This is a genomic window from Bradyrhizobium sp. HKCCYLRH2015, assembly GCF_051168215.1.
In the GTDB taxonomy this organism is placed as follows: domain Bacteria; phylum Pseudomonadota; class Alphaproteobacteria; order Rhizobiales; family Xanthobacteraceae; genus Bradyrhizobium.
On sequence record NZ_JBNPUO010000004.1, the window covers coordinates 110,649 to 126,480 of the forward strand.

The following is a 15,832-nucleotide window of genomic DNA, read 5'->3' on the forward strand; positions in this document are numbered from 1 at the left end:
GGAGTCGTTCCGTGCGTCTCCGATCGTTCCGGAAAAATGTCGCAGATCGCAACCTTATGAACGGATGCTCAGGGTCATGAACGCCGCATGACCATCGTGGCGATCAGTCGCGCTCGCATGAGCTACGCGCCGTGACGTTCGCGCGCGTAGCGGACGAGAGCCAAGAATCGATAGAGGCCGTGCACGAACTTGCCGTAGGGCATCGTGATGAAGAGCGCGAATACCGCACCGAGATGGAGCGCGAGCAGCAGGCCCATCGTGCTGGTCTCGCGTAGCAAGAGGAGGGCGAGACCGGTTGCGCCGGTGAGCACGAGCATCGCCAGGAACGCGACGTCCATGGCGAGACTGCCCGCATCCATCATCGCAGGCTCACGCCTGCGCTTGGCGGTGTAGAGTCCGAGCGGGCCGAGCACGATGCCCAATCCGCCGAGCGTGCCGAGCACGACCGGCAGATCCCACAATGGATACGGCGCCTCACGGTGCAGAAGATAGTGATAGAGCGTCGCAACGCTGGTCGATGCGACGCAGAGCATGAAGCCCCAGAACGTCAGCTGGTGATAGAACCGCCTGGTGTCGCGCGGCCGCTCGTCCTCGTTGTAGCAGCCGACGCCGCCGCCATCGAGATAGCGCAGGCTGGCTGCGTCGCGGACGGCGCGCAGCAGTGGACGTGGCCGCGTCAGGGTCGAGCTCGGCTCGCCGATGTCATTCCAGAAGGCCCGGGCGCCCATGATGAAGGCGATGATGGCCCACAGGAAGGCCGCGCCGAACAACAGTGCCATCGCGTTGTGGGGCATGAGCGCGTAGAACGAGCCGGGGCCGTGCCGGCCTGCAAACACCGCGGCCGGATCGTTGAAGGCCACGATGCCGAGGATGGACGCGGCCATGCTGATCACCGCGATGAGCGACACCGCGAGGCCGTTGCGCCTGAACAGCGGCGCCAGCGCGCGCGGCCAGGCATAGTCGGCATAGCTCTCGTGCCGCACCCGGGCCAAGACGGAGGGGACGCGAACATCGAACTCGTGCGGTGGCGCGAACTGGCAGTCGACGTAGCAGGCGCCGCAGGCATGGCAGAGATTGGCGAGATAGTTGAGGTCGCCGCCCGTGAAGGCGCGGCGCATCTCCATCGCCGGAAACACGGCGCAGAGTCCCTCGCAATAGCGGCAGGAATTGCAGATCGTCATCAGCCGATCCGCCTCGGTCAACGCCTCACTGCGCTGCATGTGTCGCTGCTCCCCGGCCGGCGATGCGCCCGAACACGCTGCCGATCGTCATGCCGATTCCTGCGGCGTAGCCGCGGCCGAGCACGTTGCCCGCCATGATCTCGCCTGCGGCATACATGTTGTCGGCGGGACCGCCGGACTTCATCATCATTTTTGCGGCGTGATCGACCCGCACGCCGAGATAGGTGAAGGTAATGCCGGGCCGAACCGGATAGGCGTAGTAGGGGCCGCTGTCGATGCGGCGCGCCCAATGCGATTTCGGGGGCATCAGGTTCTCGGTGCGGCAATCGTCGAGGATGTCGGGATTGAATTGTCCGTCGCGCACCGCCGCGTTGAAATGCGCGACGGTGGCGGTCAGCCTGTCCGGATCGAGGCCGAGCTTGCCAGCGAGCTCGGCGATGCTGGCCGCCTCGATCGCGGGGTAGAGCGACGGCATGAACAGGTTCGCCGATTTCGTGTCGAAGATGATGTAGGCGATCTGGTCCGGCTGCGCAGCCACCAGGCGTCCCCAGATCGCGTAGCGCTTCGGCCAGACGTCCTCGCCTTCGTCGTAGAAGCGCTCGGCGTTGTTGTTGACGACGATGCCGAACACGACGCAGTCGAGCCGCGTGATGATGCCGCCGTCATATTTGGGGGCGCGCGCATCGATCGCCACCGCGTGGCACTGGGTCGGATCGCCGATGCTGTCGACGCCGGCGCCGAGCAGCATGTCGAGCACCGTGCCGCGATTGTTGGGCGTGCCGCGGATCAGGAAGTTGCGCGCGATCTCGCCCCAGCCCTCGACCAGCTTGTCGATATTGGCTTCGAAGCCGCCTGCGGCCGCCACCAGCGCCTTGCCGCCGATGCGCATCCGGCCGTTGCCGTGTTGAACGATCGCCGCGCGGAAGCGGTTGCCGTCGATCTCCAGCCCCACCACCTCGGCCTCGTAGCGCACGTCGACGCCGAGCCGCTCGGCGGTCAGATACAGCGCATTGAGCATCGCCCGGCCGCCGCCCAGGAAGAACGAGTTGGTCCGCCCCAGGCTCAGCGTTCCGCCGAGCGAGGGCTGGAAACGCACGCCCTGTTCGACGATCCAGTCGAGCATGTCCTTGGACTCGCGCATCATCAGGCGCGCCAGCTGCTCGTTGGTCTGGCCTTCGGTGACGCGCAGGAGATCGTCCCAGAACTCGTCCTCGGTGTAGGGGCCGCTCAACGTCGCGGTCGCCGCGTCATGGGCGCAGCGCATGTTGCGGGTGTGGCGCGTATTGCCGCCGCGATAGAACTTCGAGGCCGCTTCGAGCACGATGACCGATGCGCCGGCACGCCGGGCCGCAATGGCGGCGCAGAGGGCCGCGTTGCCGCCGCCGACGACCACGACATCATAGGCCCGCGGATGCTCAGCGATGGCATGCTCGGCCGTCATATCCGGCTCGTCCTGTCATACCGCGAGCGGACGTTCTCGCGCCCCCTCGGCAATGGCTCGGTCGATGGATGGAAACCGGGCTTAAACCCGTTCGAACAGCACATGATTTCGTATACTATTGTATACAAAAATATGCAAGAGATGGTGTCGTCACACGCGCGCATGCGAGACATTGCAGCCATGTCCTCAGGAAGCCCTACGCTCACCATCGATCGCGACAATGTCTCTCTCGGCGAGGCGGTGTTTCGCGCGCTGTGCCGGGCCTTGGAGAATGGCGTCTACCGCTCCGGCGACCGGCTGCGCGAGGACGAGGTGGCGCAGAAGCTGGAAGTCAGCCGGACGCCGGTCCGTGAGGCCTTCGGCAAGCTGGTGGCCAAGGGGTGGGTGCAGCCGGCCGGTGGACGCGGCCTGATCGTGCGCAGTCTCGACGAGAACGAAGTCCTCGAGCTGTACGCGATGCGGGAAATTCTCGAAGGCGCCGCGGCCCGGCTCGCCGCGCAATATGCCGTGCCGGCCGAGGTCGCGGCGCTCCGCGACATTCATGCGAGCTTTGTCAGCGCGGGGGACGCCGCCGAGCTGGCGCGGCTGAACCGGCTGATGCACGGTGCGATCCAGCGCGCCGCGCGCAACCGCTATCTCGACGCCGCCCTCGAGGACATGCATGTCGCGACGGCGCTGCTGGGAACCACGACGTTTGCGGCCGAAGGACGTGCGGCAACAGCCGCGGCCGAGCATGGTAAGCTGATCGAGGCGATCGCGATCCGCGATCCCGATCGGGCCGAGGCGATTGCACGCGGGCACATCCGCGAGGCACTTCGAACCCGGCTCGGCATGAGGCTGAAGGGATAGGCGAGGGCGCTGCCGCCACCGGTCTGTCGCTTCTTCACCGGCTCACGGCAAAGAAGAAGGCCGGCTGAGACAGCCGGCCTTCGATTGATCCCATGATGGCGAGACGCTTTGGCAGATATGCTCAGCAGCTCGCCTTGCCGCAGCGGGCCGTGCTGATCTTCTCGCGCAGGCCCTCGACGCCGACGGCGCCGATCACGACCTGCTTGCCGATCACGTAGCTCGGCGTCCCGTTCATGCCCATCTCCTCGGCGAGCTTGAAGTTTTCCTCGATCGTCGCCTTGGCCTCGGGGCTCGCCATGTCCTTCTCGACGCGCGCCATGTCGAGCCCGAGATCCTTGGCGACGGCGAGCGCATGGGCCTTGTCGGCTTGGCCGCGGCCGCCCAGCAGCTTCTGGTGGAAGTCGAGATATTTCTGCGGGGCCTGCATGCGAACGGCAACCGCGACCTGTGCGGCCTCGACGGAGCCCTGGCTCAGCACGGGAAATTCCTTGAGCACGACCTTCAGCTTCGGGTCGCTCTTCATCAGCTCCATCATGTCGGCCATCGCGCGCTTGCAGTAGCCGCAATTGTAATCGAAGAACTCGACGAAGGTGACGTCGCCATCCTTGTTGCCGAGCACGACGCCGCGCGGCGAGTTGAAGATGGTCTCGGCGTTCTTGCTGACGCTGGCCTCGTGCTTGGCCGCCTCGGCCGCCGTCTGACGCTTCTGCAGCTCGGCCATCGCCTCTTCGAGCACCTCGGGATGCGCGATCAGGTAGTTTCGGACGATGGTCTCGATCTCGCCCCGCTGGCTGTCGGAGAAGCTCTCCGCCGACGCGAGCTGAGGCACGCCGCAGAGCGAAAGCGCGAGCAACATCGCGGGAATGAGCGTGCGGACTGACGGCATGAAGGAGGTCCTCTGGGTCAAATGATCGGGTCCTTGTCGATGGTCGTGACGGTATTCTGATATTCTGGATCGGATGATAGCAGTAGTTCAAAACTTCAGCGGGCGCCAACCCCCGCTGTCCGACACCCTACTGGCCGGAAAGCGGCTTTGCCGTGACGATGTCGTCGGCCCTGACCCAGCCCGGCGAGCCGACCGCGAAGCGGGTTTTTGCACGCGAGGCAAGCTCGCGCGCCGTCTTGTTGTCGCCACGCAGGAAGGCGGCCTGCGCCGAGGCCAGATCCGCCTCCGCATAATCGCCCTTGCGACCGTAGGCCATCGCGAGCTGGGAATAGCCGAGCGGCGCCTCGGATTCGCGCGCGACCGCCGCGCGCAAGATCGAGATCGCTTCGTCAGTGTAGGCTTTGTTCTCGGATGCCACCAAGGCCTGACCAAGTAACATCTCGATGAGCGGGGCGTTATTGGACAGGTGCACCGCCTTGCGCAGCGGGGCGATCGCCTCGGTGGGGCGGCCGCCCTCCAGCAGGGCCTGGCCGCGGACCTCGTAGAAATAGGGGTTGTTGGGCTGCACCTGGATCAGGCCATCGATCTGGCTCAGGGCGCTGCGCAGGTCGCCATGCAGGTAGGTGGAGATTGCCCTGGCGTAGCGGGCGGGCAGGCCGGTGTCCGACAATGGATAGCGCCGTGCCACCGTGTCCGGCCGTTCCATGAAGGCCGAGATCTTGGCACGGACCATGTCGTGGCGCAGCTGCAGTGCGGGGTCGTCCTTCTTGTCCCAATAGGGGCTTTGGCGCGCGAGGCCCTCGAGCGCCTCGACGCGATCGGCCGGCATCGGATGTGATTGCAGATAGGGGTCGGCGCCGCGCGCGGCGAACAGGCTCTCATTGGTGAAGCGCTTGAACGTCTCGTACATGCCCTTCGGCGATTGCGCTGTCGCGGTGAGGAATTTCACCCCCGCACGGTCGGCGTTCTCCTCCTGCTGGCGCTGATACGACAACAGCGATCGGCGGATGACCTCGCCCGGGGCCGACAGCGTCGCGGCGCCGGCATTGGCCAGGCCGCTGCCGCCGCCGCGCGCGCCAACGGCGAGGGCGCCGGCCCCGAGAATGGTGGCGATGATCATCTGGGTCTGCGCGGTGGCGAGCTGCTGGCGCAGCTTGGCGAGATGACCGCCGGCGAGATGGCCCGTCTCGTGCGCGAGCACGCCGATCAGCTGATTCGGATTTTCCGACTGCAGGATCGCGCCGTAATTGACGAAGATGCGGCGGCCGTCGGCAACGAACGCGTTGAAGGACGCATCGTTGATGATGACCATCTGGATGTTCTGCTTTTCGAGCCCGGCGACGCGCAGGATCGGCCGCGTATATTCGCGCAGCAGCACCTCGGTCTCGGTGTCGCGCAGGATCGGCGGTCCCTTGCCCTGCTGCGCCGACGCAGGCGCGAGCGGCGCCAGCGTCACGGCCGCCGCGACGACCGCGGCAAGCCCGCCGGACAGTTTCTTGCGAAGAACGATACGGAGCGACATCAGGCGATCTTTGCAATTGGCGCGAGGCGCGAGACGGGCTATTGCCCACCAAACGGCGGAATGCGGCTCATCTGCGGCGAACGAGGCCCATGGGCTGACCTCGACCGGTTCACGGAGCGGGTCCGGACAGCCGGGGTCAATAGCAGATATCGATGGTGGATGCGACAGTGATACCGACATTGGAACAGCGGATCGCCAACCTGACGGCGCCGTCCGCGCGCAGCAATGTTCCACCGTTCATGGTGATGGACGTGATGGCTGCGGCCGAGCGGATCGAGTCGGGCGGCGGACATGTCATCCACATGGAGGTCGGCCAACCGGCGGCGGCTGCGCCACGAGCGGCCATCGCGGCCGCGCATGCCGCGCTCGATCAGGCCCGCATCGACTACACCTCGGCGCTGGGTTTGCTGTCGCTGCGGCAGCGAATCGCACGGCACTATCGCGAGACGCATGCTTGCGAGATCGATCCGGCGCGGATCGTGATCACGACGGGATCCTCCGCCGGATTCATCCTGGCGTTCCTGGCGATGTTCGAGCCCGGTGACCGCGTGGCCGTGACCGTGCCGGGCTATCCGCCCTATCGCCACATCCTGACGGCGCTGGGCTGCGAGCCGGTGCTGATCGAGACCACGGCGGAGAACCGTCACGCTTTGACCGGCGAGGCGCTGCTCGCCGCGCACCGCAAGACGCCGCTGAAGGGCGTGCTGGTGGCAAGCCCTGCCAATCCGACCGGCACCATGATGTCGCGCGAGGCGCTGGGCGGCGTCATTGCAGCCGCACGCGATGCCGGCATCCGCTTCATCTCCGACGAGATCTATCACGGTCTGGACTACGCGTTTCCGGCGGTGACGGCGGCGGAGCTGTCGAGCGAGGCCCTGATCATCAACTCGTTCTCGAAGTACTTCTGCATGACGGGCTGGCGCATCGGCTGGATGGTGGTGCCGGATGCGCTGGTGCGGCCGATCGAGCGTCTGCAGCAGAACCTCGCGATCTCGGTTCCGACCCTGTCGCAGATCGCGGCGGAAGCGGCGTTCGACGGCCGGGCCGAGATGGAGGCCATCAAGCACGGTTACCAGGAGAACCGCCGCATCCTGATCGAGGGTTTCCCGAAGGCCGGCCTGACCCGGTTCCTGCCGGCCGACGGCGCCTTCTACCTCTATGCCGACGTGTCCGACTTCACCTCCGACAGTTTCGACTTCGCCAAGCGGATGCTGGAGGAGACCCATGTGGCCGCCACGCCGGGCGTCGACTTCGATCCGATCCACGGCCGCAGCTTCGTGCGCTTTTCCTATGCGCGTTCGGCCGAGGACATGCGCGAGGCGGTGGCCCGGATCGCGCGCTGGCTAGGCTAGGGCGCGGGTGAGGTCGGTTGTGCACCCTTCGTCATTGAAGGGCACGAGCGGCGTTGACGTTGCCGTCTTCGTCACCTTGGCCGCAACGCTGTCGGTCGTGAAGCCGGCCCTGGTTCCGGGCATGGCGATCGTGTGCTCGACCGACGAGTTCATGCGCGAGCCGCGTGCGCCGACCAACATCACCGGCAACGGCACGGCCGCCGTGTTCGTCTCGTGGCGGGAAGACGAACGCGACCATGATCTCCTGCAGAGACGGCTCAATCAGCAGATCGATCCGTCGGATGTCGAGACGGCCGTGACGTGGCTTGAGCGGCCTCCGGTCGTCACGGCCAGGAACGATCGCCATACGCCATATGAAAAACGCCCGGCCATCTGGCCGGGCGTTTTGCATTGAAGCGTCGGAGAGCGGGGGCTACTGCCCGCCACCGAAACGGCGGGACCACCAGCCGGCCCGGCGCGGGGCCGCAGGGGACGAGGAATCGGTGGCCGCCGGCTCGGTGGCAACCGATTCGGACGCCGCGACGTCGGCAGCCGGAGCGGGCGTGCTGCTCTCGGCGACGTTGACGGCCGAAACCGCGCTCTCCGGCCTGGGCTCGGTGAGGAAGCTGACCTTCTCGCGAACCGTCGAACGCCGCGGGGTCTTCTCGGATTCCGTCTTCGGAGCCTCGGTCTGCTGCACTTCGGGTTGACCGGGAGCAGCCTGGGGCATTGGCGCGGAGGCGCCAGCGAGGGGCTCATCGGCCTCGGTTGCGGCCGACGCCTGGACCGGCGCCGCGGGTTCTGCCGGCTCTTCCTCGTCGTGGTGGGAAGCGCCGTTGCCGTCGAAATCGGCCACGGCGGCTTCTGCCTCCGATGCCGAAGCTGGCGCGAGCTCGTCGCCGATCGACGCGGCGAGACCTTCTTCCGCGCCACCGCGCCGACGGCGACCGCCGCGACGTCCACGCCGGCGCGGACGCCGCTCGCCGCCAGGCTGATCCGTCTGCTCGCCTTGGGCGAACGCAGGCTGTTCCTCCGACTCGTCGTCTTCGCCGTCGGAGTCCTCGGCTGACTGGTCGGCGGCAGGGCCCGGCTCCGCGGGCTGCAGTCCGGCCGTTCCTTCAGGCAGCGCGCCCTCGCGGGTCTCGCCGCCGCGGCCGCGCCGGCGCCGGCGCCGCTTGCGACGCGCGCCGTCCCGCTCGCCTTCGACAGCGCTGCCGTCGGCCGTGTCCTCGGACAGGCCTTCGGTCTCCTCGGTCTCGACCTCGGATTCCGTCTCGATGTCGAACGGTTCTTCCTCGTCGTAGATGTCCTCGGCCACCAGCGGCGGGGCGGAGGCCTGCGCCGCGAGCAGCGCCTTGGCGGCCTCGAGCGTATGCACCTGCTCGCCGCGATCGATGATGAAGGATTGCTGGCCGCTCACGCTCGGGTCGGCGATGACGGCGAGCGAGACCTTGAAGCTGTTCTCGAGGTCGCGCAGATGGCCGCGCTTGTGGTTCAGCACGTAGAGCGCCACCTCGGTGCGGGTGCGGACCACGAGGTTGTGGGTCGCGCCCTTCATCAGCGTTTCTTCGAGGCTGCGCAGCAGTTGCAGCGCCACCGAGGATACCGAGCGCACATGGCCGGTGCCGCCGCAATGCGCGCACGGCTCGGTCGAGCTTTCCAGCACGCTGGCACGGATGCGCTGGCGCGACATCTCCAACAGGCCGAAGTGCGAGATCCGGCCGACCTGGATGCGCGCGCGATCCTGCCGCAGGCAGTCCGACAGCTTGCGCTCGACGGAGCGGTTGTTGCGCTTCTCGTCCATGTCGATGAAGTCGATGACGATCAGCCCGGCGAGGTCGCGCAAACGGAGCTGCCGCGCCACTTCCTCGGCCGCCTCCATATTGGTCTTGAGAGCGGTGTCCTCGATGTGATGCTCGCGCGTGGCGCGGCCGGAGTTCACGTCGATCGAGACCAGCGCCTCGGTCTGGTTGAGCACGATATAGCCGCCGGAGCGCAGCTGCACGGTCGGAGAGAACATCGCGTCGAGCTGGCTCTCGACGCCCATCCGCGAGAACAGCGGCTGGCCGTCGCGATACTGTTTCACCGCCCGGACGTTGGTCGGCATCAGCATCTTCATGAAGTCGTGCGCCTCGCGGTAGCCGTCTTCACCGGCCACCAGGATCTCGTCGATCTCCTTGTTGTAGAGGTCGCGCAGCGAGCGCTTGATCAGCGAGCCTTCCTCGTAGACCAGCGTCGGCGCCTGCGACTTCAAGGTCATGTCGCGGACCGTTTCCCACAGCCGCAGCAGATATTCGAAGTCGCGCTTGATCTCGGGCTTGGTGCGGTTGGCGCCGGCGGTGCGCAGGATCACGCCCATGCCCTCGGGCACGTCGAGGTCCTGCACCACTTCCTTCAAGCGCGAGCGGTCCTGCGCGGAGGTGATCTTGCGGCTTATGCCGCCGCCGCGGGCGGTGTTGGGCATCAGCACGGCGTAGCGGCCGGCGAGCGACAGATAGGTCGTCAGCGCGGCGCCCTTGTTGCCGCGCTCCTCCTTCACGACCTGCACCAGCATCACCTGGCGGCGCTTGATGACCTCCTGGATCTTGTACTGCCGGCGCGGACGGAAGGTGCGCTCCGGCACTTCTTCCAGCACGTCGTCGCCGCCGACGGATTCGACGAGCTCTTCCTCGATCTCCTCGCCGTCGTCCTCGTCGTCCTCGTGGTCGCCGGACACGGCCTCAGAGCCGTTCTCGTCGCCGGGCACGATGGTGACGCCGTGATCCGCGTGCTCGGCCATGGGAGCGACGTCATCGTCGTGATCGTGCTCATCGTGATCATGCTCGTGATGGTCGTGCTCGTGATGATCGAGCTCATCATGCTCGTGCTCGCCATCATGATGCTCGTCATGACCGTGGCTCTCATGGTCATGCTCGTCGGCGTGCTCGTCCGCTCCGAGGACGGGGCTGGCTGCCTCGGTGGCGGGCGCGTCGCCGGTCTGCGCGACTTCGCCAGTGGGCTGCTCGGCGGCGTCGTGGGCCTGCGCGGCGACGGCATCATGCGGTTCTTCGGCATGGCCGTGCGATTCGTCGGCTGCGCCTTGTTGAGCTTCGCCCGGCGCGTCCTGGTCGTGGGTCTCGACCGGGCCCTCGGAGAAGCCTTGCGCCTCGGTCGCGTCGGCGTGCGGCTGATCGTCCTGCGCATAGGCGTGGTGCTCAGGCGCCTCGTGGTCGGCCTCATGCCCCTCGGTCTGGGCAGGGAGGCCCGCCTCGGCGGCCTCGACGATCTCGCTCTGGACGCGTTCGCCGCTGCCGCGGCGCCGTGAACTGCGGTGCCGGTTGCGGCGGCGATTGGAGCGGTTCTCGCTTTCCTCTTCGGCTTCGCGGTGCGCGCGCTCCTCGGCTTCGATCAGAGCCTGCCGGTCGGCGACTGGGATCTGATAGTAGTCCGGATGGATTTCGCTGAAGGCGAGGAAGCCGTGGCGGTTGCCGCCATACTCGACGAAGGCGGCCTGCAGCGAGGGCTCAACGCGGGTAACCTTGGCGAGGTAGATGTTGCCGCGGAGCTGCTTGCGTTGGGCCGTTTCGAAATCAAATTCCTCGACGCGGTTGCCGCGGACGACAACGACCCGGGTCTCTTCCGGGTGGGTAGCATCGATCAACATCTTGTTGGGCATATTGGAACTCTTGGAGGCGACGGGCGCGATTGGCCGCGAGCGCGTGGCGCGCTGTCGGATGACGCGACGGTCCACCTGATTCGGGGGTGAGGGGAAGGCCTAAACGCAGCTGGTCGCGCCGCGCCAACCCTGATGCCGGCGGGGCGATTGGCCGGGCGGGGGTCTGGCCCCGCATCGGCGCGGATCGTCCGCTGGTCATGGTTGGCAACTCAGTCTGGCGCATCAAGCGTCGGCCCGTCTGGAATATGTGGGCGGCAGCGGGTGCCGCCTTCTCTGTTGCCGAAGGCCAGATTGCGCCGAAACGCTTGCCTGGATCGAATACCCACCCTGTCACGGGCGCGGTATCAGGCTATACCGTGTCTGACCTGGTGCCCGGGCGGTCTCTGCGAGGAGGCGCCCTGACAGGCGCCACTCGGCTCGTGACCGGCTCTCCGTTGCGGCCGCGCGGGATCGCGCAGGCTTTGGTGGAGCGTCGGAAAGGCGCTGGAATCTCCGCCACGATCAAGGACTCGATACCGAGCACCCCGATCACGAAGCTTCCGGCGTTTCACCGGAGGTTGAACGCGACACAACCGGCAGTAAGGATTAGCCTTCAGCCCTTCGTACATACGAGGAATGGTCAGGTCGCGCAAGCGAAGCGTCGCGGAACCGCAACAATCGGTGGCCTTTAACGAAAATGACAAAATTTGGCGATTAACCCCTGGGATTGGTTGCGGTAAGACGATCCCGCGGAGGCATCGATTTGGCAGTTGGCCGGGCGAATTACCTTTCCTTGCTGGGATGCGCGTCACTGTGCGTCACGCAAATGTTATGCGCGGCCGCCATTCCGGCCCGCGCCCAGAGCGGGCCGGTCGGCCAGGTTCCGCCTGCCGTAGTCGGGCCCGGGTTCCCGATCGCCACCGATGCACGGGTCGCCGGCGATTCCCGACAGACCCGATTCGTGCTCGATCTCGACCGGACGGTGCCGTTTCGAGCCTTCCTGCTCAGCGAACCCTATCGCGTCGTCGTCGACCTGCCCCAGGTCAGCTTTCATCTGCCCACGGGAGCCGGGACCAGCGGCCGTGGTCTGGTGAAGGCGTTCCGCTATGGGATGGTGATGCCTGGTGGGTCCCGCATCGTCTTCGATCTCACCGGCCCGGCCCGAATCGCCAACTCCACGGTGCTGGATGCCGCCAACGGCCAGCCGCCGCGGCTGGTGCTCGAACTGGAGGAGGTCGACGAGGCGACTTTCGCCCGCGCCATCGGCAGCGACAGCCGGGCCAGGCCTGCCGATTCGGGTTCCGCGACGGCGTCCGTCGCGGTCGCAGGGAACCCCGCGCCGGCAGTCCGGCCGCCGCCGACGACGGTCGCCATCGCCACCCCTCCGACGGATGGCCCGCCGGACACCCGGCCCGTGGTCGTGATCGACCCCGGTCATGGAGGTATCGACTACGGCACGCAGGGCGGCGAGGTGCCGGAGAAGAATCTGGTGCTCGCCTTCGGCCAGGCGCTGCGCGACCGGCTGGAACGGTCGGGCAAGTTCCGCGTGGTCATGACCCGCGACGACGACACCTTCATCCCGCTCGGAGACCGGGTCCGCATCGCCCAGAAGCAATCGGCGGCTCTGTTCGTCTCCATCCACGCCGACGCGCTGCCGCGGGGTGAGGGCACTGCGCAGGGCGCGACCATCTACACGCTGTCGGACAAGGCGTCCGACGTCGAGGCGGAACGGCTGGCCGAGACCGAGAACCGCGCCGACCAGATCGGCGGGGTCAATCTGACAGAGGAGCCGGCCGACGTCGCCGACATCCTGATCGATCTGGCCCGCCGGGAAACACGCACGTTTTCCAACAGGTTCGCCCGTGTGCTGATGAACGACATGAAGACGGCGGTGCATATGCATAAGCGCCCGCTGAAATCGGCCGGTTTCCGCGTCCTCAAGGCGCCCGACGTGCCATCCGTGCTGGTCGAACTCGGCTATGTCTCCAATAAGGGCGATATGGGGAACCTGGTCTCCGACGCATGGCGGTCGCGCACGGCGGACGCAATGGCGCGGGCGATCGATGCCTTTCTGGCCAAGCGCATTGCCAATGCGGGCCCCGAGAGGCCGGACAAGCCGGTGGCGGTCCGCGCAAAGCCCTAGTTTGGCCACAGCAACATCCGTATAAACGTGCTGCGAGGCACCCGGAATCAGTGAGGATTCCTTCTCGGCAGACTTGTGATAGGCTTGACCGCTGATAGGCTTGACCATGCGTTTCTCTGGCATGGGTCACGCGGCATTGCAGCCGACCGTGTGATTTTTGGCGGTAGCGCCCGTGGGTGCGCCGCGTCCGAGCCGAGAGACGAAACAAGAGTTGGAACGGATATTCGCCGATGCGCTTTCTGGTGCGGTTTTTGGGCTTCCTGTTCGCGGCCGGTACCGTCTTGTTCCTGGTCGGTGTGGCAGCAGCGGCCGGCCTGATCTGGCATTTTTCCAAGGATCTGCCTGACTACTCCCAGCTGCAGGATTATGAGCCGCCGGTGATGACGCGCGTGCACGCGGTCGACGGCTCGCTGGTCGGTGAATATGCCCGGGAGCGCCGGCTGTACCTGCCGATCCAGGCGGTTCCCAAGCTCGTGATCAACGCCTTCCTCGCCGCCGAGGACAAGAACTTCTATGAGCATGGCGGCATCGATTTCACCGGCATGGCGCGCGCTGCCGTGGTCTACGCCCAGAACTTCGGTTCGAACCGCCGGCCGCAGGGCGCCTCCACCATCACCCAGCAGGTCGCCAAGAACTTCCTGTTGACCAACGAGGTGTCGTTCGCCCGCAAGATCAAGGAAGCGCTGCTGGCGATGCGCATCGAGCGCACCTACTCGAAGGACAAGATTCTCGAGCTCTATCTCAACGAGATCTATCTCGGCTCCGGCGCCTACGGCATCGCCGCGGCGTCGCTGGTCTATTTCGACAAGTCGGTCAACGAACTGACGGTGGCCGAGGCCGCCTATCTGGCGGCTCTGCCGAAGATGCCGGGCAGCCTGCATCCGATCCGGAACCGCGACCGTGCCATCGAGCGCCGCAACTACGTCGTCGATCGTCTGCTCGAGAACGGCTGGATCAAGCAGGCCGACGCCGACAAGGCGCGCAAGGATCCGCTGACGATCGCGAGCCGCAACACCGGCGCCCACATCTTCGCGGGTGAATATTTCGCCGAGGAAGTGCGCCGTGACATCTTCGAGCGCTATGGCGAGAAGAAGCTCTACGAGGGCGGCCTGTCGGTCCGGACGACGCTCGATCCGAAGATCCAGGTCATGGCGCGCAAGGCCATGGTCGCCGGACTCGTGAGGTACGACCAGGAGCAGGGCTATCGCGGAGCCGTCTCCAAGCTCGACACGTCGGGTGATTGGGGTGTGAAGCTCGCCGATATCAAGTCGCTCTCCGACATCTCGCCCTGGCGGATGGCCGTAGTGCTCGAGACCAGTGACCAGTCCGCCCGCATCGGCTTCCAGCCGCCGCGCGAACTCGGCGGCGCCGTCAGCAAGGAACGCCAGACCGGCCTGATCACGCTTGACGGCGTGAAATGGGCGCGGGCTGCGACGGCCAACGGCCGCGGCAAGGTGCCGACGTCGGTCGCCCAGGTGCTGCAGCCGGGCGACGTGATCTATGCCGATCCGCTGTACAAGGAAGGCAATCCGGTCGAAGGCCAGTATCGCCTCGAGCAACTGCCCGAAGTGTCCGGCGCGATGGTTGCCATGGACCCGAACACCGGCCGTGTGCTCGCGATGGTCGGCGGCTTCTCCTTCGACCAGAGCCAGTTCAACCGCGCAACGCAGGCCTACCGGCAGCCCGGATCGTCATTCAAGCCGATCGTCTATTCTTCGGCGCTCGACAACGGCTATACGCCGTCGACCCAGGTCGTCGACGCACCGATCGAGATCGACCAGGGGCAGGGCGGGCAGGTCTGGCGCCCCGACAACTTCTCCAACGGGAAATATCTCGGGCCCACGACCTTGCGCAACGCGCTGCGTCTGTCGCTGAACACGGTGACCGTGCGTCTGGCGCAGGACGTCGGCATGCCGCTGATTTCCGAATACGCCAAGCGGTTCGGAGTCTATGACGAGCTGCCGAATTACTTGTCCTACGCCCTCGGCGCCGGCGAAACCACGGCCATGCGCATGGTCACCGCCTATTCAATGATCGCCAATGGCGGCCGTCGGGTGAAGCCGACCTTGATCGACCGCATCCAGGACCGCTACGGCCACACCATCTTCAAGCATGATGCCCGGGAGTGCCGCGGCTGCGACGCCCCGGACGGCTGGAAGAACCAGAGCGAGCCGCAGCTGGTCGACCGCCGGGAGCAGGTTCTGGATACGATGACGGCCTACCAGATCACCTCGATGCTCGAGGGCGTGGTGCAGGCGGGCACGGCGACCGTGCTGAAGGAGGTCGGCAAGCCGATCGCCGGCAAGACGGGCACCACCAACGAGGCCAAGGACGCATGGTTCGTCGGCTTCTCGCCGGACCTCGCCGTCGCGATCTACATGGGTTACGACAAGCCCCGGCCGCTCGGTAGGGGTAATGCTGCGACCGGCGGTCATCTGGCCGCGCCGATCGCAAAAGACTTCATGAAGCTCGCGCTGGCCGACAAGCCGGCCACGCCCTTCAAGATCCCGGCCGGCATCAAGCTGGTCCGTGTCGATGCCAAGACGGGCATGCGCGCGAGCCCTGGCGACGGCGGCCGCACGATCATGGAAGCGTTCAAACCGGGTACGGCGCCCCCGGACAACTACTCCGTCATCGGTGTCGCCGACGCCGATGGACGCGTGATGCCGTCGCAGAGCGGCGGCCAGCCTGATGCAGGCAGCTTCATCATCCGTCCAGGTACGGGAAGCCTCTATTAGGCATTGCGCCGGCTGAAACTGACGCCGGTGCGGTGCAGAGCGATTGCGCTTTGCGCCGAGCGCCGTTACATCCCCCTGTGAGAGACGATGCTGCGGCGCTTCGAGCC

At 66.3% G+C, this 15,832-nt stretch carries 9 protein-coding genes and 1 pseudogene; 5 read left to right on the plus strand and 5 right to left on the minus strand.

The window, feature by feature from the left end:
• Positions 1-122: 122 nt before the first annotated feature.
• Positions 123-1,220, minus strand: a complete 1,098-nt coding sequence (tcuB, locus tag ACQR1H_RS11690) for a tricarballylate utilization 4Fe-4S protein TcuB (protein ID WP_434907576.1) — start codon at positions 1,218-1,220, stop codon at positions 123-125.
• Positions 1,207-2,622: an FAD-dependent tricarballylate dehydrogenase TcuA gene (gene tcuA, locus ACQR1H_RS11695; protein ID WP_434907577.1), complete on the minus strand. Its 1,416-nt coding sequence runs from the start codon at positions 2,620-2,622 to the stop codon at positions 1,207-1,209. The genes tcuB and tcuA overlap by 14 nt, the downstream gene beginning before the upstream one ends.
• 180 nt (positions 2,623-2,802) lie before the next feature.
• Here tcuA and ACQR1H_RS11700 point away from each other — a divergent pair, with 180 nt between their 5' ends.
• Positions 2,803-3,471: a GntR family transcriptional regulator gene (locus ACQR1H_RS11700; RefSeq protein ID WP_434907696.1), complete on the plus strand. Its 669-nt coding sequence runs from the start codon at positions 2,803-2,805 to the stop codon at positions 3,469-3,471.
• Positions 3,472-3,592: 121 nt separating this feature from the next.
• Here ACQR1H_RS11700 and ACQR1H_RS11705 read toward each other — a convergent pair whose 3' ends face one another.
• Positions 3,593-4,357 carry a DsbA family protein gene (locus ACQR1H_RS11705; RefSeq protein WP_316180758.1) on the minus strand — a complete coding sequence of 255 codons (765 nt, stop codon included), beginning with the start codon at positions 4,355-4,357 and terminating at the stop codon, positions 3,593-3,595.
• 127 nt (positions 4,358-4,484) lie between these two features.
• On the minus strand, positions 4,485-5,879 hold the full coding sequence (locus ACQR1H_RS11710; protein ID WP_315800158.1) for a M48 family metalloprotease: 1,395 nt from the start codon (positions 5,877-5,879) through the stop codon (positions 4,485-4,487).
• A 152-nt stretch (positions 5,880-6,031) separates the two neighbouring features.
• Here ACQR1H_RS11710 and ACQR1H_RS11715 point away from each other — a divergent pair, with 152 nt between their 5' ends.
• Both ACQR1H_RS11715 and ACQR1H_RS11720 read left to right on the plus strand, forming a co-directional pair.
• Positions 6,032-7,231 carry a pyridoxal phosphate-dependent aminotransferase gene (locus ACQR1H_RS11715; RefSeq protein WP_315800157.1) on the plus strand — a complete coding sequence of 400 codons (1,200 nt, stop codon included), beginning with the start codon at positions 6,032-6,034 and terminating at the stop codon, positions 7,229-7,231.
• A gap of 37 nt (positions 7,232-7,268) precedes the next feature.
• Positions 7,269-7,532: pseudogene (locus ACQR1H_RS11720) on the plus strand (dicarboxylate/amino acid:cation symporter); the annotation flags it as partial.
• Positions 7,533-7,643: 111 nt separating this feature from the next.
• Here ACQR1H_RS11720 and ACQR1H_RS11725 read toward each other — a convergent pair.
• Positions 7,644-10,865: an Rne/Rng family ribonuclease gene (locus ACQR1H_RS11725; RefSeq protein ID WP_434872731.1), complete on the minus strand. Its 3,222-nt coding sequence runs from the start codon at positions 10,863-10,865 to the stop codon at positions 7,644-7,646.
• 805 nt (positions 10,866-11,670) lie between these two features.
• On the opposite strand from ACQR1H_RS11725, the gene ACQR1H_RS11730 reads away from it, so the two are divergent.
• Together ACQR1H_RS11730 and ACQR1H_RS11735 are read left to right on the plus strand one after the other, a co-directional pair.
• Positions 11,671-12,987 carry an N-acetylmuramoyl-L-alanine amidase gene (locus ACQR1H_RS11730; RefSeq protein ID WP_315800433.1) on the plus strand — a complete coding sequence of 439 codons (1,317 nt, stop codon included), beginning with the start codon at positions 11,671-11,673 and terminating at the stop codon, positions 12,985-12,987.
• 230 nt (positions 12,988-13,217) lie between these two features.
• Entirely contained in the window at positions 13,218-15,725 is a 2,508-nt protein-coding gene (locus ACQR1H_RS11735) for a penicillin-binding protein 1A (protein ID WP_315800153.1), read from the plus strand.
• The last annotated feature ends 107 nt before the right edge of the window (positions 15,726-15,832 follow it).

What these genes read in the sequence shown, in the direction of transcription:
- tcuB (WP_434907576.1), bottom strand. Translation starts at nt 1,220, where the DNA reads ATGCAGCGCAGTGAGGCGTTGACCGAGGCGGATCGGCTGATGACGATC.
- tcuA (WP_434907577.1), bottom strand. Translation starts at nt 2,622, where the DNA reads ATGACGGCCGAGCATGCCATCGCTGAGCATCCGCGGGCCTATGATGTC.
- ACQR1H_RS11700 (WP_434907696.1), top strand. Translation starts at nt 2,803, where the DNA reads ATGTCCTCAGGAAGCCCTACGCTCACCATCGATCGCGACAATGTCTCT.
- ACQR1H_RS11705 (WP_316180758.1), bottom strand. Translation starts at nt 4,357, where the DNA reads ATGCCGTCAGTCCGCACGCTCATTCCCGCGATGTTGCTCGCGCTTTCG.
- ACQR1H_RS11710 (WP_315800158.1), bottom strand. Translation starts at nt 5,879, where the DNA reads ATGTCGCTCCGTATCGTTCTTCGCAAGAAACTGTCCGGCGGGCTTGCC.
- ACQR1H_RS11715 (WP_315800157.1), top strand. Translation starts at nt 6,032, where the DNA reads ATGGTGGATGCGACAGTGATACCGACATTGGAACAGCGGATCGCCAAC.
- ACQR1H_RS11725 (WP_434872731.1), bottom strand. Translation starts at nt 10,865, where the DNA reads ATGCCCAACAAGATGTTGATCGATGCTACCCACCCGGAAGAGACCCGG.
- ACQR1H_RS11730 (WP_315800433.1), top strand. Translation starts at nt 11,671, where the DNA reads ATGTTATGCGCGGCCGCCATTCCGGCCCGCGCCCAGAGCGGGCCGGTC.
- ACQR1H_RS11735 (WP_315800153.1), top strand. Translation starts at nt 13,218, where the DNA reads ATGCGCTTTCTGGTGCGGTTTTTGGGCTTCCTGTTCGCGGCCGGTACC.